16 protein-coding genes and 1 riboswitch are annotated in these 23,623 nt (G+C 38.5%); of the genes, 5 read left to right on the plus strand and 11 right to left on the minus strand.

Translation table 11 applies throughout. The features are described 5' to 3' along the window. From AC0L7T_RS20865 to AC0L7T_RS20910, 10 genes are all read right to left on the minus strand, one after another. Complete coding sequence (locus AC0L7T_RS20865) at nt 1–1,419, minus strand: CCA tRNA nucleotidyltransferase (protein WP_473338121.1); 1,419 nt, start codon at nt 1,417–1,419, stop codon at nt 1–3. Next, nucleotides 1,416–1,880, minus strand: a complete 465-nt coding sequence (locus AC0L7T_RS20870; RefSeq protein WP_473338123.1) for a hypothetical protein — start codon at nt 1,878–1,880, stop codon at nt 1,416–1,418. Before AC0L7T_RS20870 ends, AC0L7T_RS20865 begins: the two co-directional genes overlap by 4 nt. Nucleotides 1,881–2,628: 748 nt before the next feature. Beyond that, nucleotides 2,629–3,582, minus strand: coding sequence for a methylenetetrahydrofolate reductase [NAD(P)H] (metF, locus tag AC0L7T_RS20875; protein WP_473338125.1), 954 nt, complete (start codon nt 3,580–3,582; stop codon nt 2,629–2,631). A 167-nt stretch (nt 3,583–3,749) separates the two neighbouring features. Beyond that, on the minus strand, nt 3,750–6,464 hold the full coding sequence (gene metH / locus AC0L7T_RS20880) for a methionine synthase (protein WP_473338127.1): 2,715 nt from the start codon (nt 6,462–6,464) through the stop codon (nt 3,750–3,752). A gap of 4 nt (nt 6,465–6,468) precedes the next feature. Then, complete coding sequence (locus tag AC0L7T_RS20885) at nt 6,469–7,512, minus strand: homocysteine S-methyltransferase family protein (RefSeq protein WP_473338128.1); 1,044 nt, start codon at nt 7,510–7,512, stop codon at nt 6,469–6,471. A gap of 76 nt (nt 7,513–7,588) precedes the next feature. Next, nucleotides 7,589–7,690: riboswitch (SAM riboswitch) on the minus strand. Nucleotides 7,691–7,964: 274 nt separating this feature from the next. Then, nucleotides 7,965–9,272, minus strand: a complete 1,308-nt coding sequence (locus AC0L7T_RS20890) for a hypothetical protein (protein ID WP_473338130.1) — start codon at nt 9,270–9,272, stop codon at nt 7,965–7,967. 77 nt (nt 9,273–9,349) lie between these two features. Continuing rightward, on the minus strand, nt 9,350–13,303 hold the full coding sequence (locus tag AC0L7T_RS20895) for a PAS domain S-box protein (protein WP_473338131.1): 3,954 nt from the start codon (nt 13,301–13,303) through the stop codon (nt 9,350–9,352). A gap of 324 nt (nt 13,304–13,627) precedes the next feature. After that, entirely contained in the window at nt 13,628–13,879 is a 252-nt protein-coding gene (locus AC0L7T_RS20900) for an NAD(P)H-dependent oxidoreductase subunit E (RefSeq protein WP_473338132.1), read from the minus strand. 11 nt (nt 13,880–13,890) lie between these two features. Then, nucleotides 13,891–15,090, minus strand: coding sequence for a DUF819 family protein (locus tag AC0L7T_RS20905; RefSeq protein ID WP_473343389.1), 1,200 nt, complete (start codon nt 15,088–15,090; stop codon nt 13,891–13,893). Between the two features lie 50 nt (nt 15,091–15,140). After that, nucleotides 15,141–15,782 (minus strand): NUDIX hydrolase, encoded by a 642-nt coding sequence (locus AC0L7T_RS20910; RefSeq protein ID WP_473338133.1) that lies wholly within the window; start codon nt 15,780–15,782, stop codon nt 15,141–15,143. A gap of 216 nt (nt 15,783–15,998) precedes the next feature. Here AC0L7T_RS20910 and aceK point away from each other — a divergent pair, with 216 nt between their 5' ends. After that, the gene (aceK, locus tag AC0L7T_RS20915; protein WP_473338135.1) at nt 15,999–17,726 is read left to right on the plus strand and encodes a bifunctional isocitrate dehydrogenase kinase/phosphatase; all 1,728 of its coding nucleotides are present in this window, start codon (nt 15,999–16,001) and stop codon (nt 17,724–17,726) included. 107 nt (nt 17,727–17,833) lie between these two features. Here the strand turns inward: aceK and AC0L7T_RS20920 are convergent, their stop codons facing one another. Then, entirely contained in the window at nt 17,834–18,349 is a 516-nt protein-coding gene (locus tag AC0L7T_RS20920; RefSeq protein ID WP_473338137.1) for a gamma carbonic anhydrase family protein, read from the minus strand. A gap of 689 nt (nt 18,350–19,038) precedes the next feature. Between AC0L7T_RS20920 and AC0L7T_RS20925 the strand changes: the two genes are divergently transcribed. The 4 genes from AC0L7T_RS20925 to dinB all read left to right on the plus strand — a co-directional run bounded on the left by AC0L7T_RS20925 (nt 19,039) and on the right by dinB (nt 23,561). After that, on the plus strand, nt 19,039–19,761 hold the full coding sequence (locus AC0L7T_RS20925) for a YceI family protein (RefSeq protein ID WP_473338139.1): 723 nt from the start codon (nt 19,039–19,041) through the stop codon (nt 19,759–19,761). 84 nt (nt 19,762–19,845) lie between these two features. After that, entirely contained in the window at nt 19,846–21,126 is a 1,281-nt protein-coding gene (locus tag AC0L7T_RS20930; protein WP_473338141.1) for an anthranilate synthase component I family protein, read from the plus strand. Next, complete coding sequence (gene gdhA, locus AC0L7T_RS20935; RefSeq protein ID WP_473338143.1) at nt 21,127–22,476, plus strand: NADP-specific glutamate dehydrogenase; 1,350 nt, start codon at nt 21,127–21,129, stop codon at nt 22,474–22,476. An 8-nt stretch (nt 22,477–22,484) separates the two neighbouring features. Next, entirely contained in the window at nt 22,485–23,561 is a 1,077-nt protein-coding gene (gene dinB / locus AC0L7T_RS20940) for a DNA polymerase IV (protein ID WP_473338145.1), read from the plus strand. Nucleotides 23,562–23,623: the final 62 nt, after the last annotated feature.

A 23,623-nucleotide genomic window follows, 5' to 3' on the forward strand; every position in this document is an offset into this window, starting at 1 on the left:
TTAAGTTGTTTTCACTATTCCTTTTTTTGCAGCTAACTTGTACATTAACTCCAAGGCTTCAATTTTATTGTTTTGTATTTGTCCTTCCAGGATGGCTTCTTTGATTTCTTCTTTTAAATCTCCCACCACCCGTGATGGTTTCAAACCAAATATAGCCATGATTTCGTCACCAGATACAGGAGGCTGAAAATTTCTTACCTGATCTTTTGCTTCTACCTCTTGAAGTTTGAGTTCTACCCTGTCAAAATTTGCTAAGAATTTTTTGACTTTATTGTTGTTTTTCGAAGTAACATCAGCTCTACAAAGCTGCATTAGGTCATCAACATCGTCACCAGCTTCAAAAAGAAGCCTTCTTACAGCTGCATCCGTCACCTTCTCATTCACCAAAGCGATGGGTCTCAGGTGCAATTTTACTAATTTTTGCACATATTTCATCCTTTCATCCATCGGAAGCTTTAATCTTCTGAAAATTCCAGGGACCATTCTGGCTCCTTTGTCTTCATGTCCATGAAAAGTCCAGCCCACTTTTTGATTAAATCGCTTGGTAGGTGGCTTGGCAATGTCATGCATAATGGCTGCCCACCGTAACCAAAGGCTATTCGACCTGGCAGCTACATTGTCCAGTACTTGTAATGTATGGTAAAAATTATCTTTGTGCGACTTGTCACCCACTGAATCTACTCCCTGAAGTGCGACCATCTCAGGAAAGAATTCTTTTAATAATCCACTGACAAATAACAACTTAAACCCATAAGATGGCTTATCGGTCATGATGATTTTATTGAGTTCAACAATGGTCCTTTCACCAGAAATTATGGACATTCTGTGGGCATTGTTGATGATCCCATCAAAGGTACTGGCTTCAATATCAAATTTTAATTGGGCCGCAAATCGAACGGCACGCATCATCCGCAAAGGATCATCTGAAAAAGTAATATTGGAATCTGTAGGAGTGCGAATGATTTTTCTTTTAAGGTCTTTGACACCATCAAAAGGATCCAAAAGTTCTCCAAAATTATTAGCGTTCAAGGAAACACCTAAGGTGTTGATGGTGAAATCTCTTCGTTCCTGGTCTTCCTGAAGCGTCCCTGCCTCTACTTTAGGTTTTCGCGAATCGGTCTGATAAGATTCTTTTCTGGCGCCAACAAATTCCAGCTCCCAGTCACCTATTTTAATCATGGCTGTGCCAAAATTTTTAAAAACCGAAACAGGAGGCTTGTTGTCCAGAGATTCAGCAACTGCTTTTGCCAACTTTATACCATCACCTATACATACAAAGTCGATGTCCTTGCTGGGCCTTTTTAATAGAATATCCCGAACATAGCCACCTACTACATAGGATTCCAATTTTAATTTATCCGCTATCTCACCAACCTTTTCAAAGGTTTGAATATTTCCTAAAGAACTTGTCAGATTCATCCATTTATTATTTTCACTTTACCGTCTTCATGTAGCTCCATTACTCTTGATTTCCTGTTAAAAGGAAAAGTTTGAGCCCCTTTGATAGCTGAAGGCAGCCCTTCATCCTGCCATTTCAGAAATACAATTTCCCGAATTTGGTGGAGTAACTGCTTCCAATAAGGTGAGCTTACCAATGCAAACTTAATTAATCCACCGGATTTACCCTTATTTATATTCCATGAAGGTTGGGGGCTTAGGAAAATCGTCTGATCTGCAGCATATTCTACAATATCCAAGGCAACATCAGAAAAGTTACCTACCAAGGATTTTAACTGATAGATTTCATGCACCAAAAACACACCTTCCATTTCTGGTTTCCATTGGTCTATTTTTATCCAATCAAAGCTTCCTCCTGCAGAATCCTTAAAACTTAATTGACCTGTATTGGCGAATTGGCCACTTACTTCCTTATAGTCCACATTGTTTTTTTTTATGGGTTAAAACCCGAAATAAGCAATAGATATTCTATTACGGGATGTAATCACTTTAAAATCAATCACTTCGTTGCTATTTTCGACCTCAACATAGCATGGCTATGATTCAGTCTCCAAATAGCTTGATTTTTTTATGATTAAATCCCTCATCACGAAATCTATTGCATAATCCGGGTTAAAACCCGAAATAAGCAATAGATATTCTATTACGGGATGTAATCACTTTAAAATCAATCACTTCGTTGCTATTTTCGACCTCAACATAGCATGGCTATGATTCAGTCTCCAAATAGCTTGATTTTTTTATGATTAAATCCCTCATCACGAAATCTATTGCATAATCCGGGTTAAAACCCGAAATAGGCAATAGATATTGTATTACTAGATCTAGTCAGTTCACAATCAATCGCTACCCTGCTATTTTCGTATCACAGTAGCAAAGCTATGCATAAGTCTCCAAATAGCCCGATTTATTTTGTGATTTCAACTCTTCCCGTAAAAAGAAAGTCAGGCTTTAAATCTCCTAATGCATTCTCCATCTAGTGTTTTGTAAAAACAATGCTACCTTCGTTAACCATCGAAAAGAGAAATAATCAGGACAAGATTTTGGCTTCAAATCTGCTTATACCCAAAACAGGTGATTACTACTTTTTCCAACATGAAATCGTTTCATTGTCAATCCGCCAATATTATTACTGACTCAAATTGAGACATTTTGTGTATCGATTTGAGATTAAAAGACCTCTTTGGCTACCTTATAGGTAGTATCTGCCTTGCTCATGGTATAATAATGCAAGGTAGGCACTCCAAATTTCACCAATTCTTTACTTTGCTGAATAGCCCACTCAATCCCTACTTCTTTTACATCAGCATTGCTTTTACATTTTTCCAATTCCACCATTAAATCATCAGGCAAATCCAGAAAAAACATTTTCGGAAGGTTAACCATCTGAGAAAGGGTAGTGATGGGTTTCAACCCTGGAATGATCGGTACATTAATGCCTACAGCCCTCACTTTCTCTACGAAATCAAAGTACTTTTGATTGTCGAAAAACATTTGGGTTACAATATAGGTTGCTCCTGCATCAATTTTTGCTTTCAACTTTTTCAAATCGAAATTTAAACTAGGGGCTTCAAAATGCTTTTCGGGATATCCCGCAACTCCTATACAAAAGTCAGTTTGATAACCAATCTCAGTCTCGTCATGAAGGTATTTACCCTGATTCATTCCTGTGATTTGCGCTACAAGTTCAGAGGCAAACCGGTGCCCATCTTTATTGGGGATGAAATTTGCTTCCAATTTGGGTGCATCTCCTCTTAAGGCCAATACATTTTCTACTCCTATAAAATACAAGTCAATAAGCGCATTTTCGGTTTCTTCCTTGGAAAAACCTCCACATAACAAATGAGGCACAGCGTCTACCTTAAACTTATTCATTATTGCCGCACAAATACCGACAGTCCCTGGTCTTTTCCTGGTACTTATCTTTTCCAGGAGGCCATTCGCGTGTTTTTTATACATGTACTCCTCTCTGTGGTAGGTTACATCTATAAAAGGTGGGTTAAATTCCATTAGAGGAGTAATTCCTTCTAATAGGTTGGACAAACTCTGTCCTTTTAAGGGAGGAAGAATTTCAAAAGAAAAATGTGTTTTATCTGTATTTTTTAAGTATTCGGTAACCTTCATGATAGTATATGGATAAGCAATCTGAAAAGTGCTTTTAAAAATGCCTGAATTTATTTTATTTACCCTAATCTTATTTTAATCCGAAATAGGCAATAGCCCTACTTTAACTTGATTAAACCAGCGAACTGACAGCATTTGTGTCAATTATTCAAATTGGTGCTATGCCCTTATTGTGATGCTGAAGTCAATTTAGGCGTGTAAGCAAGATTAGGTGAAAGCCATTTTTCTGCTTGGGCCAAGGAGACTCCTTTTCTACGAGCATAGTCTGCCACTTGGTCTTCTCCAATTTTGCCTAATCCAAAATATTTACTTTCTGGATGACCAAAATAAAACCCACTCACAGAAGAAGTTGGATACATTGCAAAGCTATCTGTTAGCGTCATATTGGCATTTTTCTCCACCTCCAACAAGTCAAAGAGTGTCCTCTTTTCTGAATGTTCGGGACAAGCAGGGTACCCTGGTGCTGGACGAATACCTGTGTAATTCTCCTTAATTAATTCTTCATTTTCCAAAGACTCCGCTGGTGAATAGCCCCAGAAATCTTTTCTAACTCTTAAATGCAAGTATTCTGCAGTTGCCTCGGCCAAGCGATCGGCCATGGCTTTAAGCATGATATCATTGTAGTCATCCCCCTGCTCCTTAAAGTCCTTGAGCTTCGCCTCAATGTTCAGACCTGCTGTAACGGCAAAGCCTCCCATATAATCCGTAGCATCAGGATGGATATAATCTGTCAAAGAGCGGTTAGGCACACCTTTTCCTTTTCGCCCTTGCTGCCTTAGAAAATGAAACGAGAAGGGTTTCCCTTCAGTGAATTGTGGATCAACCAATAAATCGTCTCCTGATCTTTGTACAGGAAAGAGGCCGAAAACGGCATTGGCTTTTAACCAACCCTCGTTTACGATTCGGTCTAGCATCTTATTGGCGTCATTGTACAATTTGAGGGCCTCAGTCCCCACCACTGGATCTTTGAGGATCTTTGGAAATCTACCTGAAAGCATCCAGGTACTGAAAAATGGCGTCCAATCAATATAATTCCTAATAATAGAGAGGTCCATGTCTTTTAAAACCGTCACCCCTAATTTTTTTGGTTTTGCAGGTACATAAGTAGACCAATCGATAGCTACAGGATTTGATTTCGCTTCTTTATAAGTAGCCATCTGCTTTACTTCCTGTTTGGCAGCGTGTACCTCACGAAGTTTCTGATAGGTAGCCTTTATTTCCTTTTTATACTGGTCTCTTGTTTCTTTATTTATGGCGTCCCCTGCTACAGGAACTGATTTGGAAGCATCTGCCACATGAACAACTATGCCACTGTATACCGGGTCAATTTTAACTGCTGTGTGAATTCTAGAAGTAGTTGCCCCTCCTATTAGAAGAGGAATATCCAAACCTCTTCTTTCCATTTCAGCAGCCACGTTTACCATTTCATCTAAAGATGGGGTAATCAAACCACTTAGACCTATAATATGAACATTATTAGCTAGTGCTTCCTGGATAATTCGATCTGTTTCTACCATTACCCCCAAGTCAATGATCTTATAGGAGTTACAGGCCAATACTACGCCTACAATATTTTTACCAATATCATGCACATCCCCTTTGACTGTTGCTAGTAGAATCCGCTTCACATTGTCTTCTTGCTCACCTGTGGTCTCATTGGTGCCTGGTAAAGGCATATATGGTTCAAGGTAGGCCACTGCTTTTTTCATTACTCTTGCGCTTTTCACTACTTGTGGCAAGAACATTTTCCCTTCCCCAAATAGGTCCCCAACTACATTCATCCCATCCATAAGCGGGCCTTCTATTACCTTCAGCGCATCTTTTAATTTGAGCCTAGCCTCTTCCGTATCCTCTAGAATATAATCCAGAACTCCTTTAACCAAGGCATGTTGCATCCGCTTTTCTACCGTAAAACTTCTCCAAGCCTCGTCTTCCTTGCCCTTTTTCCCCTTGGATTTTACAGAATCAGCGAAATCGAGCAATCTTTCGGTTGCATCCTCTCTTTTGTTCCACATTACATCCTCTACACGATCCAACAATTCCTTTGGAATATCATCATATATTTCCAGCATTGCTGGATTGACGATTCCCATATCCATACCATGCTGAATTGCATGGTACAAAAAAACAGCGTGCATGGCTTCCCTTACAGGATTATTTCCTCTAAAAGAGAAAGACACATTACTCACCCCTCCACTTACTTTTGCCCCAGGGAGGTTTTCCTTGATCCATTTGGTGGCACGAAAATAATCTACAGCATTGTTTTTATGTTCATCCATACCAGTAGCCACTGGAAAAACATTGGGATCAAAAATAATGTCCTGGGGTTTGAATTTTATCTTTTGGGTAAGGAAGTCATAGGATTTTTTACATATTTCAATGCGTCGATCATAGGAATCTGCTTGTCCCTTTTCATCAAAAGCCATGACAACCACAGCCGCTCCAAACTTTTTGATCGTTTTAGCCTGGTATAAAAATTCCTCCTCACCATTCTTCAAACTAATTGAATTGACGATTCCTTTGCCTTGGATACATTTTAGTCCTGCTAAAATAATTTTCCATTTGGAGCTATCGACCATCACTGGAATCCGGCTAATTTCCGGTTCAGAGGCTACTAGGTTTAGAAATTTCACCATGGCAGCTTCCCCGTCCAGCATGGCTTCATCCATACAGACGTCAAGAATCTGAGCTCCTCCCCTAACCTGATCCAAGGCCACCTCAAGGGCTTCATCATAATTGTCGTTAAGTACAAGCCTTGCAAATTTCTTAGACCCAGTCACATTGGTACGCTCCCCTATATTTACAAAATTTAGGGTCTCATTAAAAACCAAAGGTTCTAATCCTGATAACTGTAAATTGGGCACTTTTGTAGAATTGCTCATGAAATTAATCTTCTTCGGTTAATACCTGCTTAATTCTAGGTGGAAAATTACTGGCTGATTTTGCCAAGGCTGCTATATGCTCAGGTGTAGTCCCACAACATCCCCCGACAATGTTCACCCAACCTTGTTTCAAAAACAGGCTTACTTCCTCACTCATTTCTTCTGGTCCCTGATCGTATTCACCAAACTCATTGGGAAGACCTGCATTGGGGTATACGCTCACATTAAATGGTGATTTATCCGAAAGCACCTTTAGGTAAGGTCTCAATTCTGCCGCTCCTAATGCACAATTTAATCCAATACTAAGTAAAGGAACATGTGAAATCGAGATCAGGAATGCCTCAGTTGTCTGGCCGGAAAGTGTCCTACCAGAAGCATCAGTAATGGTGCCTGAGACCATAATAGGAATACCACCTTCCGATGGTTCTAATGGGATATCTCGCTTTTCATACACTTCCTGAATAGCAAAAATAGCTGCTTTTGCGTTTAAAGTATCAAACACCGTTTCGACCAAAAGCAGGTCTACTCCACCATCCAACAAACCTTCTATCTGCTCAGAATAGGCAGCCACCAGTTGATCAAAACTAACCGCTCTAAATCCAGGGTCATTGACATCCGGTGAAAGTGAAGCAGTTCTATTTGTAGGTCCAATTGCTCCAGCTACAAACCTGGGTTTATCCGGTTCTCGGGAAGAGAAATCATCCGCTACCTCACGCGCAATTTTTGCGGACTCAAAATTAAGTTGATAAGCTATCTCAGACAGCCCATAATCTTCCTGGGCTATAGAGGTACTGCTAAAAGTATTGGTTTCGATAATATCGGCACCCGCTTCAAAATAGGCTTTATGTATGTCTTTGATTATACCCGGTCGGGTCAAAGAAAGTAAATCGTTGTTTCCTTTTAACGATTTCTTGACAGCTGCAAGGTCCTGATTTCTAAAATCTTCTTCCTTTAAGCCATATCTTTGTATCATGGTACCCATAGCACCATCCAATATCAAAATTCGTTTTTGTAATTGTTGGAGTAATAAGTTAGTTCTTCTTGCCATGTGAATCGTATATTTATTAAAAAACTTATACGAGCATGAACCGATGTAAAACTAGAGGGTATTTTCTAACTTTTGCGGCTCATCTTTATCCGGCATTTCCGGAATGGGAATTAGCACCTTGTCAACTCAGGTTGCTAAGACATCATAGGGCCCTACCCTCCGTCTTTCTCGATAAGCAATTCAAAAGTAACATGAATTCAGGAAAAAAATTCTCTTTTTGCGAAAAACTTTGAAATCGCTCTGGTAAATCTCATTTATAAAATACTGTTGACCAAAAGGCACAAGTCATTCGCAATCATAAGTAAAGTCATTTTCAAAATAAAAATTGCTAGTTAGTAGGCGGTCACCAATAATCATTGGAAGCCTTAAAGTCATCTATCAATTTACCCTATCAAGGGTTCTGGTACACAATGACAGTTTACTTAGAAAGGTTTTGAAAAAACAATAATCGATTAGGGTCTTAAACCAATACCAAATTGTAAGTAAGGTCCAGCCATATAACTTGACATATTTAATTCCCCTAACTTATAAGTGCTTAAGGGTAGCTCATAGCCAGCGTGTGCGGAGGTGACAAACCTAAACATCTTATTGAATACTGGTATGGCATAGGCAACCATCACTTCTGATTTTCCCATGATCCCTTTACTTTTTAAATAACCATCATAATCAGGTTCTTCAAATAAAGCAGGGAATTCTGGTTTTTTATCGTTTGATAAGGTATACCGAATACTTCCATATCCCAGGCCACCAAGCACACCTAATTCCAGGTTTCTCATTTTGTAAAGCTGGTATCCATAGTTTCCATATAACCTCACACTGTTCAAGGTATGTTCATGGTCTTCATCAGCTCTACCTGAATTGGCTATATTAAAGACATCAAAAGAATAGATCCATCTTCGGTTTTCCCCTATTATTTTCATCCCTATATTGTTCGGGGTGTCTTTAAAAGGTGCCAAATCATTGTTAATTAAATAGTCATTTAGCTTATCGGGGTTGGTGAAGTTCACACCGTAAAAAAAGTGTACACCAATACCAGCATCAGGAAAGAAAAGATTTTCATCTGGCATAGCAATACCTGCTCCTAACCTGAAAAACGCCCCACTTTGCAAGTTGTCAAACGTAACCTCATTCATTTTCCAAGCTCCCTCAAATGGGCTGAAGGAATACCCAAATTTCCCAAGGAGACCAACCGTTTCTTCAAGTCCTGGAACGTTAAAATCGTAGCCAAATTGGAAGCCTATTTCGGTCAAAAATCCGCCAAAATTTTGCGTTCCTTTGTGAATATTGCGTTCCCTTAAAATAAAACCCTGTTCTGGTTGCTGTAGAAAAACTCCAAGGTCATCCACCTTGCTCTGGTCTTTAAGCATTTCAAAATCCAGGTATCCAGCCCCTAGGGACATGTAATGAATGAGATGAAATTTACCTTCCTCAGTAAGTGAATACCCTACATTCATATAAAAGCGTGTGCTCCGATTATCTATGATATAATCTTTATAATAGGAGTTAGCCCCTTTGTTTTGATAAAGCTCAAAACCAAGAATGAAATCGGACAAACGGTATTGATAACCAATTCCAAGGGTAGAGTACCCTCCTCTAAGGTTTGAAATACCCTTATCGGAAAGCATTTCATTGAATTCTCTTAAATTTGCACCTGACGAACCGGCCAAAACGTAAATCGTTGATCGCTCGGAAACATTGCCCTGTGCATGCAGATTATAGGCCAATCCCAGCCAAAGCGGTATATATAAAATCCATCTCATAGGGCTATTAAAGTTGCAAAGATATCATTTTAGCTGGTGAATTCCGCTACCATTTATCCATAAAAATCAATCCCACATCAGAGATAATTGATAATTTTACCATAAAGGTTCTCTGGTGTGAAAGGTTTGGAAATGTAATCGTCCATTCCTGAGGCTTCAAGTTGGTCTTTTACTTCCAGTAAAGAAGAGGCAGTAAGGGCAATAATCGGAATATTTCTTTTAGAAAGCAGGTCTAGTTTACGAATTATTTTTGCTACCTCAAAACCATCCATCACAGGCATTTGTAGGTCCAATAAAATCAAATCAAAATCTTGTTTGATAAAATGATCCAAAGCAATTTTTCCATTTTCGGCAAATTTGATTTCTCCAACTCCCCATTTGGACAAGTATTTCCTTAACAACACCTGATTCACCAGGTTATCCTCTGCCACCAAAATTTTCTTGTCCCCAAGTTTGCCGTCCATAGCCAGTGGTTCAGAAATTGTCTTTAATTTCATCTCATTCTGGATTTTGAAATTTATATCAAACCAGAAGGTAGATCCTTCCCCAGATTTGGACTCGAGGTGAATTTCTGTGCCAAATAATTTCGTGAGTTTTTTAACTATCGCCAGCCCTAAGCCAGTTCCACCGTACTTTCTGGTAGTATCTGTACTTGCCTGAGTAAATGCATCAAAAATAGATTGAACCTTACTTGGCGCTATTCCAATCCCGGTATCTTTAACTGTAAACCGTACATTTACCCATTCCCCTTCCTGGCTGACAAGCTCAAGAGAAATTTTAATAAATCCTTCGTCAGTAAATTTAATGGCATTACTAATAAGGTTATTGAGAATTTGAGCGATTCGAACAGGGTCACCTATAAGTAGTTTGGGCAATGCAAAGTCTGGCTCGTAAATGATTTCCAGAGATTTATCCCTTATTTGATAACTGTATGAATGTATTATTCTATTGATCAGGTTTTTTGGTTCAAAGGGTACTTTTTCCAAGATTAGCTTTCCTGAATCAATTTTATTAAAATCCAGTATATCATTAATAAGTCCTAGTAAATTTTCTGCAGAAAACTGTAAGGTCCGTAAATTCTCCAGCTGATCCTCCCTTGGCTTGTCCTCAATCAGCAAATGGGAAAGCCCAATTACTGCATTCATAGGAGTTCTGATTTCATGACTCATTACGGACAAAAACTGGCTTTTAGCATTTAAGGCAGCTTCGGCATTTTCTTTGGCTTTATACAACTCTTTCTGAGTCTCCTTTAGTTTGGTGATATCCCTGGCTATTCCTGTATAATACCTTACCTGATGGTTTTCGTCCCGTATTACTTTTCCGCTCGAACTAAACACCCTATAGTGTCCATGTTTATGTTTTAACCTAAACTCAAATTCAGGGTGATCCTCGAAATATTTAATAGGGCTGGAATTACCATCCTGCAATACCTGAGCATCCTCAGGGTGAAGGTAATCGGTAAAGTCACCACTGGTAAATTCGTAGGTCTCATAACCCAAAAATTGCTTAATATTTGGAGAAACATAACTTAATTCAAGTTGGGCCGTGATTGAAAAGATTATTTCAGTGGATTCCTCAACCAGGCTCCTGTACTTTATTTCACTTTTCTTCAATTCCTTCTTGGCCAAATACTCCTCTGAAATATCCCTTACAATTCCCAGAATATATTCCAACTTACCTCCTTTAAAAATGGGTTTGGCCGTTAATTCATAAACCCGCTCAAGATAAGTTAAGAGGGCGCTAAGTGTTTTTTTCTTTTTTACTGCTTCAATAACTAATGGCTCTACCACCCTCCGGGTAACCGTGTGAACTTCTTTCAAAGTCCGCCCTATAAAATAGGACTTGTCAAAACCCCAGTTGGTGAAGTTTGACCCTTCGGCTACCAAATACCTATAATTTTTATCAATTAGAAAAACATTGGTAAAGGGAATATTTGAAGCGAGCACCCGATACCTGTCCTGAATTTTTTCAATTTCAAGCCTGTCTTTTTTTCTTTCTGTTACATCCTGCAATAAGCCTTCGTAAAGAACTACCTTCCCTTCTGTATCAAAAATGGGCCGTATTTTATCCTCAACCCACCTGAAATTGCCATCTGAGGTAAGTAACCTGTATTCTCTATTGTATTGTGTCTTTTCCGGATGAATCAATTCCTTTTCGAAAACCCAACGATCCTCAGGATGGACAAAATCCATCAAACTCACCGAATCCCTTACCAGATCTTCTGAAATGTAACCAAACTGGTTGATGTTTTCGGTGATATAGGAAATTTTAAATCCTTCGTTTGGCTCTACTTCAAATAAAATTGCCGGGCTGTTTTCGATGATCAGCTTGGCTTTTTTTGCCATTTTCTCTCGCTGTATCTTGGTGGTAAGGTTCCTGACCAAAAAAGAATAGCCAATTTTTTCTATTTCTGCATTTCGTATCGGTTTAACAGAAACTTCATAGGGCTGAACATGTCCGGAATCATCCAATATCTGCACTTCTTCAACCCAAATCCCTCTATCCGAAGCTTTGTCTATCAACTCTTTGAAAGATATTGAAGGTTCATTAGTAATTTTAAAAAAATCACTAATTTTTCCCCCATGCCCATTTTGATTAGGCTCCCCTTCAAATATGGCTACCTCATTCATGTAAACAACCGTTAAATTCAGGTCTGTAACATATATTGGTTCATTGACTTGAGCAAGAATCTGGGATTCGAAGAGTAGCCTTCTTTCTACTGTTTTTTTATCTGTGATGTCATTACAATAACCAAATACTTCAAGATTGCTCTGGCTGGTAAGTTGATTGACTTGAATGGCATAGGAAATATGTTTTTCCTTGCCATTGGGATTGGTAAAGACAAATTCTCCTGAAACAGATTTTCGATTCTTCAAGGCTTCCTGCACCTTGGATTTGACCAGGTCTCTGTCACTAGCTGGAATTAGGTCTAGAAAATCACCAATGTCTATGACATCAATGGATAAATCCAAATTGAAAATTCTATTTATTCCTTTGGAAAAGAAAATCTTTCTTCCGGTGTTTTGCAATCTCCAGGAGCCAGACTTTGCCAATGTCTCAGTGGAACTAAGTAATTTTTCATTCCTAAACAACTTGGATTTTGTAGATCGGTTGACAAGCGCCCCTCCAAATACATCAGCCAATTGCTTGATTCCAAATCTATTGATGTGGTTGAGATTCCAGTGAGGTTGAGGTTCAGAACTGCCAAGCGTAAACAAACCTAATAGGTTATTCTCTGCAAAAATAGGAACTATTATATACGCAATAATACCCATTTTCTCAGCTACAACAGTTTCAAAGGAATGCTTACTTTTTAAATTCCTTAAGTCTTCCACTGCAATAAACCCAGCTGCTCTTAAGCTGCTTAGAAAATCACTTTGCCCCTCTATAGGAATGTTTTTATTTATTTTAGCCTCCTCAGAAACAGGCTTTTCATTGTATTCGAAGAAACATTCAAGTTGTTGTAATTCATGATTTACATAAAAGAAATTGCCAATTTCAGCATTCTGAGACTTGACCACCATGGACAGCGCCTTCATAAAAACATTGTCCCACTCTGCCTCTGAAACATTTAAAAATGCAGTAGACACGGCGTTGATTTGTTGGTCAAATTCCATTTTCTTTTTCAAAATGGCTGCGGCATCTTCCTGACCTAAGGTGACATTTAGTTCGTTATCCAATAAAATATCCTCCGTTTTTATTGAATCAGTTGCTTGGAATTTCCCATTTACAATGCAAATTTTCCCTTTACCTTCAACACGCTTTCCTTCAATTGAAATTTGAAATTCAGGATTTTGATCGTGTATAGCCGACAGATGTATTTGAGATTGATACTCGTCCTTGAAAAATAAATTTACTTCATCGACTAAACCTTTAAATCCAGACAAATAGGTATCCCATGAGATATTATCTGATAATTGGTACTGCCAATTATCGGAAGTAAATATCACTTGGTTGTAATCGAATACCAAAAATAAATCAAGGCTCTTCTCATCACCCTGAAAGAGATTTTTATCAAACTCTTTTTTCATGATTAAAATCAGGTGTCAACCTGTCACAATACAAAAATTAAAAACTGAGAACCAGTAGTTTTTGGTCCTATAGGATTAATTCTATAAGTTACTAACAATAATTAAATCTCTAACAATATTGAATAAAAAAAACTTGAATTCTATTGAATCTGGAACTTTCTCCAGCCAAAAAAACCCGTCCAATTCAACTAAATCAATTGAAAATCAGCGGGGTTAATCTTAAATATATTGTTGCTTAGAAATATTTAAAAATAGTCTCCCTTGCAAAAAACCCAAGGGAAAATAAACGCCTAACAAAATGGTCATTGCCCATTTGAGGAATAGTCATTTATTAAGGTCGCTTTTAAGTAAAAGTACTAGTTCTTCATTGTCTCCCTTTTTTATAAGTTCATTGTTAAATACTGCCACTGGACCCGATTTACAGCAATCCATACATTTGGACTTAACCAGTTTAAAATTACCTCTTAATTCACCTTCTTTTATCGTGTTTTTTATGGCTTCAGAAAAGGATTTTGCATCATTTTTCTTACAATCCTTCCCATTACATACAAAAATAAATTTCCTCCTTGGCTTCATGGCTATTTTTTTTAACCTCCAAATGCTAATTGCAATAATATTCCACAAATATAGGCACCATAGGTACCCACTCCATAACCTAAAACAGCAAGTAAAACCCCTACAGGGGCGAGTGCAGGGTGAAAGGCTGACGCAACTATCGGCGCTGAAGCAGCCCCTCCTATATTCGCCTGAGAACCAATTGCCACGTAAAAGAAAGGGGCCTTAATTATAAAAGCGACTATAAGCATAAAAAGAATATGAAATGCCATCCAAATAATACCGACTAGAAAAAATACTGGATTGTCCAACACTGCACCTAAATCCATTTGCATACCGATGGTAGCTACCAAAATATAAAGCAAGGAACTACCTATTCTGGATGCTCCTACTCCCTCTAATTTTCTCCAACGGGTAAAAGACAAAAGTAATCCACCAGTAGTAGCAAGAATCACCAACCAAAAAAAACTAGAATCCAAAGAATAGCTTTTTAATCCTGGAAAATTTGTCCCAATATAATCACCTAAGTAAGTACCAAAAAAGTGGGAGCATCCCGTAATGAAGAAGCCCAAACCTAAGATGGTCATCGTGTCTGATAATGTGGGTATTTTAAGATTGTCTTTTTGATAAGCCTCCACTTTTTCCTTAAGAGCGGTTATGCCGGAAGTATCTGCTTTTAAAATTTTGTCAAAAAAACCTGGCTTTCCTGCCCAGTACAATAGAAATGCCATCCATAGATTTGCGACAATTACATCTACCGCTATCATTTGGCTAAATAACTTAGGGCTTGCCCCAAAAAGCTCCAACATGGCCGTCTGATTAGCACTGCCGCCTATCCAGCTCCCCGCAATCGTAGCAAGCCCTCTCCAGGTTTGATCAGCCCCTATGCCTCCCAATACTTCAGGGAAAAACTGGGCGACAATATACAATGAAACAGGACCGCCTATAATAACACCGAATGTGCCTGTCAAAAACATAATTAAGGCTTTTGGTCCTAACCTGGCAATACTTTTCAGGTCTATGCTTAAGGTTAATAAAACCAGTGAGGTAGGCAAGAGATACCTCGATGCAACAAAATAAAGTTGAGAATCTTCTCCTGATATTAATCCAGTTGTATTGAATAATGCAGGTAAGAAATAACATAGTAAGACTACCGGCACAAACCGATACATCGTTTTGAAGAAAGGTCGCTTACTTGCTGAAGTGTAAAACACAAACCCAAGCACTCCCATCAAAAGTCCAAAAACTACCGCATCGTTTGTTATCAGTGCACCTTCCACAATTATTTGATTTCCTTCCAAAGTGTTAAAAACTCACTCAATATCATCGCAGTAGCACCCCACACCACCTCTTCATTGATCTCATAATAAGGGGCTTGTATTTGTTGTCCTCCTGCCAGATTCATTCCTTTTTTCTTTATTATGGCCTCATCTATTAATTCATCAAATCTGCAAATTACAAGGCGATCCACCTCCCTTTCATCAATTGTGAATACTGGGGGTACAGTAGAATAGCCTATAAATGGCCTGACAGAAAAATTACTTGGAGGGATGAAAAGGTCGGATAAGTTTCCTAAAATTTGGATATTCTTCCTTGGTACTCCAATCTCCTCTTCTGTTTCCCTTAGTGCTGTTTCTCCCAGATCCCTATCTTCCAGATCCTTCTTACCTCCCGGCAAAGCAATCTGTCCACTATGAACCCCTTCATAAGTAGCTCTTTTTATAAACGGAATAATAATGCTTTTTTTATCTTCAGAGGGGCAAAATAACATTAATACAGCCCCTTTTCTTGCATTTATCATTTGCTGCCTTTCAAAACGCTCCATTTCAAGGGGAATGGGAGCCATTCGCTCTTGAGCAGACCTTCCTGGTAAGGGGCCATTAAGTACTCTTTCCAAGCTGTTAACCAATCGAATAAAATCCATATGTGGTAGTTATAAATTAAAAAAAGGCCTGAATAATATTCAGGCCTTTTTTACTTATCAAACCTATTAAACCTATTGTGTTATATCCAACAAATGAATAAACAGGAACGAAATTAAAGAATAAATTTGCAAATCCAAAGGTTAATATTTTGTCATGAAAAAATAATATTCTAATATCGACCTCAAACCAACTCCTTTTTAAAAGAATTAGCCATTATGAATAATGAACTTCTAAAACGTACAGTTGAAACTATTTTAAATGGTTATGTATCCTACATTAATAATTTCAATCAAATTACCCAAAGAATCCCTGGAAACTTTCGGGACAGGGATTGGAAACAATTACATGCCAACCATAGGGAGAGATTACGCTTGTACAAAGATCATCTCAGGGAAATTGCAAGTACTTGTAAGGAGTTGCTAATGGATCAAGCCGGGGATCAGATGGTCTGGGAAAAAATCCGGGCTTCCTATCAAGAGGCCATTTTTCCAAATGCAGACAGGGAGTTGGCTGGGACATTTTTCAATTCCGTATTTAGAAAGGTTTTCCCTGGTAAAGTAATTCATGAGGCTTTAATGTTCTACGATTTGCCCAGCACATTGGATTCTGGAGAAATCGATAATTCCTTATTTCACAATTATCCTGCGCAAGCTGACCTCCATGAGGCCTTTGCAAGGATGATGGAAGATTTTGATTTTGGCGTTCCCTATTATCAAAAAGAAAACGATATCCGCCATTTAGTAGAAAGTGTAAAAAAAGTGATCTTGAGCAGGTACAGGGCTACCAATGAAACCACAACACAAGTATTAAAAGACGTTTTCTACCGCAATAAGGCGGCCTATTTAATTGGTCGAACCTATCTGGGTAACAAATGGATGCCATTTATTATTCCTTTTCTCCACAATGAAAAGGGTGTATTTGCTGACACCTTGATTTTTGACCCTAACATCATGAGTGGGATTTTTAGTTACTCCAGGTCTTATTTCATGGCTCCAATAAATATTCCAGCCCAGACGGTTAATTTCCTCCAATCGGTAATCCACCACAAAAGACCCTATGAACTCTACAATGCCATTGGGTTTAACAAACATGGCAAAACGGCTTTTTACAAAGATTTCATAAATCACCTGGAGCGTAGCAGCGACAACTTTATTTTAGCGGAGGGTATTAAAGGGATGGTTATGACTGTCTTTACGCTACCTTCCTACAATATTGTGTTTAAGTTGATCAAGGATCATTTTGAACCTCCAAAAAACATGACGCGACAGCAGGTAAAAGAAAAATACAAGCTTGTGGGCCTCCATGACCGGGTAGGAAGAATGGCTGACACGCATGAATTTGAGAATTTCAGACTTCCTCTCAATCGAATAGATCCTTCTTTGATGAAGGATCTAAAAACGAATGTAAATTCTCTTATTTCCATCGAGGGAGACACCCTCATTATCAAACACATGTACATTGAACGCCGGTTGCGTCCATTGAATCTCTACCTGGAAGAATGTAGCCTCGAAGAAGCTAAGCATGCAGTAGATGAATATGCCAAAGCTATCCTACAAATGGCTCAGGCCAATATTTTTCCTGGAGATATGATGACAAAAAACTTTGGTGTTACCCGACAAAACAGGGTGATATTTTATGACTACGATGAAATAGAATTTCTCGATCGAATGAATTTTCGTACCAAACCAAAACCCGAAACTTATGATCAAATTTACGCTTCTAAACCTTGGTATGAAATCCACGAAAATGATGTGTTTCCAGAAGATTTCAAGCGATTTATGATCGGCCGCCAGGATGTACGCGCTTATTTTATAGCCTCCAACCCAGAATTATTTGATCCTGAATATTGGTCATCCATCCAGAACAAACTGAAGAAGGGCGAAATGATTCACGCCTTTCCCTACCCCGAATCCATGAGGTTTAGGCCAGATGAGGTGGTATAAAACCTTCTATTTCGGGTTTAAGGCTTCCTGCCAATTATTCCATACCGCACGCAATTGTCCCAAAAACGAGTGATGGCTCATGGCAAGGGAACGAAAATGATATTGCTTTATTCATCTTTGTACCAACTTGCATATTTGGGATAATTGGAGGCGATTCTTAATATTGTCTCCTCCATTTCTTTCCCTGTATCCTTTACCTTTTTGGCCGGGATGCCAGCATATATTGAATTGCTTTCTACGATGGTACCAGCAAGGACCACCGCTCCTGCAGCGATGACTGCCCCTTCATTGACTATCGCATCGTCCATGACAATCGCTCCCATGCCAATCATAACCCTATCTTTTATCGTACAACCATGGACAATCGCATTGTGAGCTATAGATACCTCTGATCCAATATTTACAGGTGATTTCTGGTAAGAACAATGAATAACCGCACCGTCCTGAACATTGGTTTTATTACCAATCTTAATATAATGTACATCCCCTCTGATCACAGCATTGAACCAAACGGTACAATTATCCCCCATTACCACGTCACCTGTAAGGGTTGCATTGTCTGCAAGCCAACAGTCTTTGCCCCATTGTGGAGATTTGTCATTTACTTTTTTTACCAGTGCCATATCTATATTTTTTCTATCTGTACGTATTGCAATTATTAGAAGATGTTTCAACCTATTTCAACAAGAGATACTTCAAAATCAGTCAATCCTGACTATTTATAACTTCACCCAAGTTAATCCGGCTGATTTTCTTGCAATTTCATCACCTTCTCCGAAAATCAAAACATAATACCACCTTAACTTCAGCTATATCTTATATTTACAAGGACAGAGGCCAAGGGTAAACCAGGATTGTTAGCAATTTTATAAAAATTTTGATCTCGAAGCAGACAATCGGCGATCTATTTCTTGCTGATTCGCCGCGCGGTCATAATCACTCAATATAATTACTAGGGCATCAATAATCGGGCACCAGTGCCAAATAAGAATTTTAGACAGGAAAAGGCCTAAGTGCTAAATTCGAATAGGTTCAAACAAAGGGGTAGATTTATTAAATAAAAAGGCTTACATAATACATGAATTTAGTCTTAGATCAGCATTCGAAATGACCAAGTCAAGTCCACTGATTTTCTTACCTTTATAGTACTTATTCCTTTAATAATTGTGTAATTCAATATTAATTCCGATCGTCCTTAAATCTTCGTGGATTTAATCTCAAAAAAAATGAACTTTTTTTTTTACATTTAGTTTAAGTGTATATACATATAATTACGAAACCAATCTTAAACTTATTTAATCAATTCATTATTATGAAAACATTCAAATTATCAGGTTTTTTACTCGCAGCAGCTTTATTAACTTTCTCCTGTGGACAAAGTAGTAATACAGTTGAAACAACTGAGGCCCAAGAAGAAGCACAAGTAAGTGGCCAAACGCTACAATTAGACACCAATGCTAGCACAGTAAACTGGAGAGGCTACAAGCCAACAGGGCAGCACTTTGGAATTATCCCGGTAACTAAGGGAGAAATTTCTGTAAATGGCGATGCCATTACTGCCGGTGAATTTACTTTTGACGTTACAGGCCTTGAAATCCACGATATGGAAGAAGGTACTGAAAACCATGGCAAGTTATGGAATCATTTACAGTCAGATGATTTTTTCGATGCCGCCAACCATCCCCAGGCCACTTTTGTGATCACAGGAGTAAGCCCTTTTACAGCTGATGACAATATTGAAGATCAGGAACAATTTGAGACTGAGAACACTCCACAGAGTGAGTCTGAATTGGCTCCAGCTACTCCTACCCACTGGATCAGTGGTAACTTAACCATCAGAGGTACTTCTAAAAACATTAAATTCCCAGCTGCTGTAACTTTGGCCAACGGAACTGTGTCAGCACAGGCAGGCTTTAATATAAACAGAACTGATTGGGGATTGGCTTATGGAGACGAAGCAACTGCAGTAGACAAGGCCAAGGATAAATTCATCTACAACACTGTAAGTGTGAATTTTGACATCAAAGCCAATTAATAATTTATAGCCTATCAATTTATTATTTAAAAGGGGGATAAAATTATCCCCCTTTTTTCATGGCATTTCCCTATTTTTGCAAGAATGTCATCAATTGAAAACAAGCTCACTGTAAACAAAACATCTAAATGGGTACCTAAAATGCTGGAATGGGCCAATCATAAATTCGCCTATTTTGGTTATTTTACTTCTCATGAGATAGACTATCCTTCAGGTGGATTTGAGCATGTTTTTTACGCAGGCTCAAAAGCTGTAAGTCTAGAAAATATAAATCAATTGCCTGATAATAAGCCAAAAGTAGGAATTCTCGGCTATGATCAGAAGAATAAATACGAAAAGCTTTCCAGCAACAATAGCGAAAAAATAAGTTGCCCTGACAGTTTATTTTTTAGTCCTGAATTAACCATTTACTTAAATAAAGAAGAGGTAACAATTTACTGTATAGACCCTGTTGATTCCTACACAAATATTCTAAATACCAGCCTACCATTTAAAGCTAATCATGGCAGTTGTAGCCTCCATTCTTCACATGATAAAGAAAGTTATAGCGCAACTTTCGACAAAATTCAAGACCATATTCTAGCAGGAGATATTTATGAATTGAATTACTGCATGGATTTCCATGGAAAGGTTTCCAGTATAGACCCTATAGGGATATTTCTTGACTTATGTAAAAATTCACCCATGCCATTTAGTGCCTTGTTCAAGGCTGAAAATTTATATCTTTGCTGTGCCTCACCCGAAAGGTTTCTAAAGAAAAAAGGGCACACATTGCTAACCCAACCTATCAAAGGAACCATCAAAAGAGGCCATAGCATTAAAGAAGATGAAGCATTAAAAAAGCACTTGGCGGAAAGTGAGAAAGAGCGGGCAGAAAACCTCATGATCGTTGATTTGATGCGAAATGACCTTGCCCGAATGGCCTTAACTGGGACAATAAAAGTAGAAGAGTTGTTTGGGATCTATTCTTTCAAACAGGTTACCCAGATGATATCTACCATTGTCTGCCAATTGCCTCCTACAGTGAGTTTTGAACAGATTATTTCTAAAACCTTCCCCATGGGAAGCATGACAGGAGCACCAAAAATAAAATGTATGGAGTTGATTGAGACCTATGAAAACTTTAAAAGAGCATGGTTTTCAGGAAGTATTGGCTACATAGATGAGCATGGAGATTTTGATTTTTGTGTGATTATTAGAAGCTTAATTATAGATCAAACCAAAAAAAACTTTTATTTTGGAGTCGGTAGTGCCATTACAATTGATGCGGATGCCGGTGATGAATACCAGGAATGCTTGCTAAAAGCCTCTTCAATTATTAAAACTTTAAAAAACACCTATAAAATTATCAATAACCCAAATTAAATGTCAACACTGAACAATATTTTAAAATCCGTAATTGATAGAAATCCCAACGAGTCAGAATTTCACCAAGCAGTAGAAGAAGTTTTTGAAAGTATTCTCCCCGTCCTTAATGCCAATAACTTATATGTTGACGCCAAACTTTTTGAACGAATCTGTGAACCAGAGCGAATAATTTCATTTCGCGTATGCTGGACAGACGATCAAGGAAAGGTACAAATTAATAAAGGCTACAGAATACAGATGAACAGTGCATTGGGCCCTTATAAGGGAGGTTTGCGCTTTCACCCAAGTGTTAATCAAAGTATTCTTAAATTTTTGGCTTTTGAGCAAGTGTTTAAAAATGCATTAACAGGCTTAATGCTTGGTGCAGGAAAAGGAGGCTCCGACTTTAACCCTAAAGGGAAGTCAGATGGGGAAGTGATGCGTTTTTGTCAGGCCTGGATGATGGAAGCCTATCGTCATATTGGTCATTTTACAGATGTTCCTGCTGGAGACATAGGTGTTGGAGAAAGAGAGATCGGCTACCTGTTCGGGACGTATAAAAAGATCCAAAACGAATTCCAGGGAGTGCTTACTGGCAAAGGAAAAGACTGGGGTGGTTCATTTTTAAGACCTGAAGCCACAGGTTACGGACTTATCCATTTTGCCCATTTCATGCTCACTGAAATCGATGAAAATTTAAAAGATAAAGTTTGTCTGGTTTCCGGAGCTGGCAATGTTTCTCAATTTGCCATTGAAAAATTACTTCATGAAGGAGCTAAAGTAGTGGCATTTTCAGATTCTACTGGATATATACATGATCCAGAGGGCATGACTGAGGAAAAATTGGAGTTCTTAAAAACTGTAAAAAATGGGCAAAGGAAGAGTATTTCTACTTTTGCTGAAAAATATGACTCAGCCAAATTCACTGCTGTAGGAGATAAAAACCTGTGGTCCATTCCTGCAGATTGTGCCTTTCCTTGTGCCACTCAGAATGAATTGGATGAATCGGATGCCAAACTTCTTAAACAAAATGGATTGATGCTTTTGGCTGAAGGAGCAAATATGCCTTGTACACCGAAAGCCATTAATTATTTACAGAAAACCAAGGTCTTGTATGGCCCTGGAAAAGCCTCTAATGCGGGAGGAGTGGCCGTCTCAGGTCTGGAGATGACCCAAAACAGAATGGGACGCTATTGGACAAAAAATGATCTTGAAAAACAATTGAGGACGATCATGAAAGATATCCATGAAAAATGTCTGGAAACAATTGACAAACATGATTTACAGAAACAAGATTATCTCAATGCAGCCAATATCGGTGCCTTCGAAAAGATAGCAAGAGCAATGCATGCCCAAGGAACAGTATAAGACAAATTATGGAAAACTACCGGAAAATCATACATGTGGACATGGATGCATTTTTCGCTTCGGTAGAACAGTTAGACCATCCTGAATACAGAAACAAGCCCCTTGCTGTTGGAGGAAACAAGGAAAGGGGGGTGGTAGCTGCTGCCAGTTATGAAGCTAGAAAATTTGGCGTCCGATCAGCCATGTCTTCCAAACTGGCAGCACTTAAATGCCCCAATTTAATCTTTGTACCACCAAGATTTGAAAGGTATAAAGAAATCTCTCAGATAATCAGGAAAATATTCCTGACCTATACAGATCTTGTAGAACCCTTGTCGCTGGATGAGGCTTTTCTGGATGTAACTACCAATCATTTCGGCCTTCCCTCTGCCACCTTAATCGCAAAAGAGATACGTCAAAAAATAAAGGAGGAAACAGGCTTGAATGCTTCTGCAGGTATTTCGTACAATAAATTTTTAGCCAAAATAGCCTCTGACCTTAACAAACCTAATGGTCAGGCTTTGATCACGCCTGCGAAAGCGGAAGCCTTTTTGGAAAAATTGCCAATTGAGAAGTTCTTTGGTATAGGCAAAGTAATGGCCAAGAAAATGAATGCTTTTGGTATCTATTATGGATACGACTTAAAGCAGTATTCTTTGCCTTTTCTTACCAGTAGATTTGGAAAATCTGGTCTTCATTTTTATAATATTGTCAGGGGAATCCATGAGAGTGAAGTCAAACCAAACAGAATCCGAAAATCCTTAGGGGTAGAACATACTTTTGAAAAAGACTTGATAGCGACTTCCGCAATTAAAACTACTTTAAAGGAAAAACTATTGCCCGAGTTTTACCGGAGACTAGAACGTAACAGTGCCTATGGCAGAACACTTACGCTTAAGATAAAATACAATGACTTTACCTTACAAACGCGAAGCAAAACACTTTTATCTCCAATCCTCATTTCGAGCATGGAAAACATCGTCAATGAACTCCTTGACCAAGAACCACTAATTTTACCAATAAGGCTACTTGGTGTTAGCCTTTCAAACCTTGTGTCGAAAGATCAGGACAGCCCATCTGGAGAACAACTAAAGATCGATTATTGATCCAGTAATGTAATTTTCTTGGTAAATGATCATTTTTTACTCAGGTATGACAATCTAGGTTA

The organism is Cyclobacterium sp. 10D3-21 (genome assembly GCF_055809755.1).

Coding starts and splice junctions, on each gene's coding strand:
- AC0L7T_RS20930 (WP_473338141.1), top strand. CDS start 19,846: ATGTCATCAATTGAAAACAAGCTCACTGTAAACAAAACATCTAAATGG.
- gdhA (WP_473338143.1), top strand. CDS start 21,127: ATGTCAACACTGAACAATATTTTAAAATCCGTAATTGATAGAAATCCC.
- metF (WP_473338125.1), bottom strand. CDS start 3,582: ATGAAGGTTACCGAATACTTAAAAAATACAGATAAAACACATTTTTCT.
- AC0L7T_RS20920 (WP_473338137.1), bottom strand. CDS start 18,349: ATGGCACTGGTAAAAAAAGTAAATGACAAATCTCCACAATGGGGCAAA.
- aceK (WP_473338135.1), top strand. CDS start 15,999: ATGAATAATGAACTTCTAAAACGTACAGTTGAAACTATTTTAAATGGT.
- AC0L7T_RS20890 (WP_473338130.1), bottom strand. CDS start 9,272: ATGAGATGGATTTTATATATACCGCTTTGGCTGGGATTGGCCTATAAT.
- metH (WP_473338127.1), bottom strand. CDS start 6,464: ATGAGCAATTCTACAAAAGTGCCCAATTTACAGTTATCAGGATTAGAA.
- AC0L7T_RS20925 (WP_473338139.1), top strand. CDS start 19,039: ATGAAAACATTCAAATTATCAGGTTTTTTACTCGCAGCAGCTTTATTA.
- AC0L7T_RS20905 (WP_473343389.1), bottom strand. CDS start 15,090: ATGGGAGTGCTTGGGTTTGTGTTTTACACTTCAGCAAGTAAGCGACCT.
- dinB (WP_473338145.1), top strand. CDS start 22,485: ATGGAAAACTACCGGAAAATCATACATGTGGACATGGATGCATTTTTC.
- AC0L7T_RS20895 (WP_473338131.1), bottom strand. CDS start 13,303: ATGAAAAAAGAGTTTGATAAAAATCTCTTTCAGGGTGATGAGAAGAGC.
- AC0L7T_RS20885 (WP_473338128.1), bottom strand. CDS start 7,512: ATGGCAAGAAGAACTAACTTATTACTCCAACAATTACAAAAACGAATT.
- AC0L7T_RS20900 (WP_473338132.1), bottom strand. CDS start 13,879: ATGAAGCCAAGGAGGAAATTTATTTTTGTATGTAATGGGAAGGATTGT.
- AC0L7T_RS20910 (WP_473338133.1), bottom strand. CDS start 15,782: ATGGATTTTATTCGATTGGTTAACAGCTTGGAAAGAGTACTTAATGGC.
- AC0L7T_RS20865 (WP_473338121.1), bottom strand. CDS start 1,419: ATGAATCTGACAAGTTCTTTAGGAAATATTCAAACCTTTGAAAAGGTT.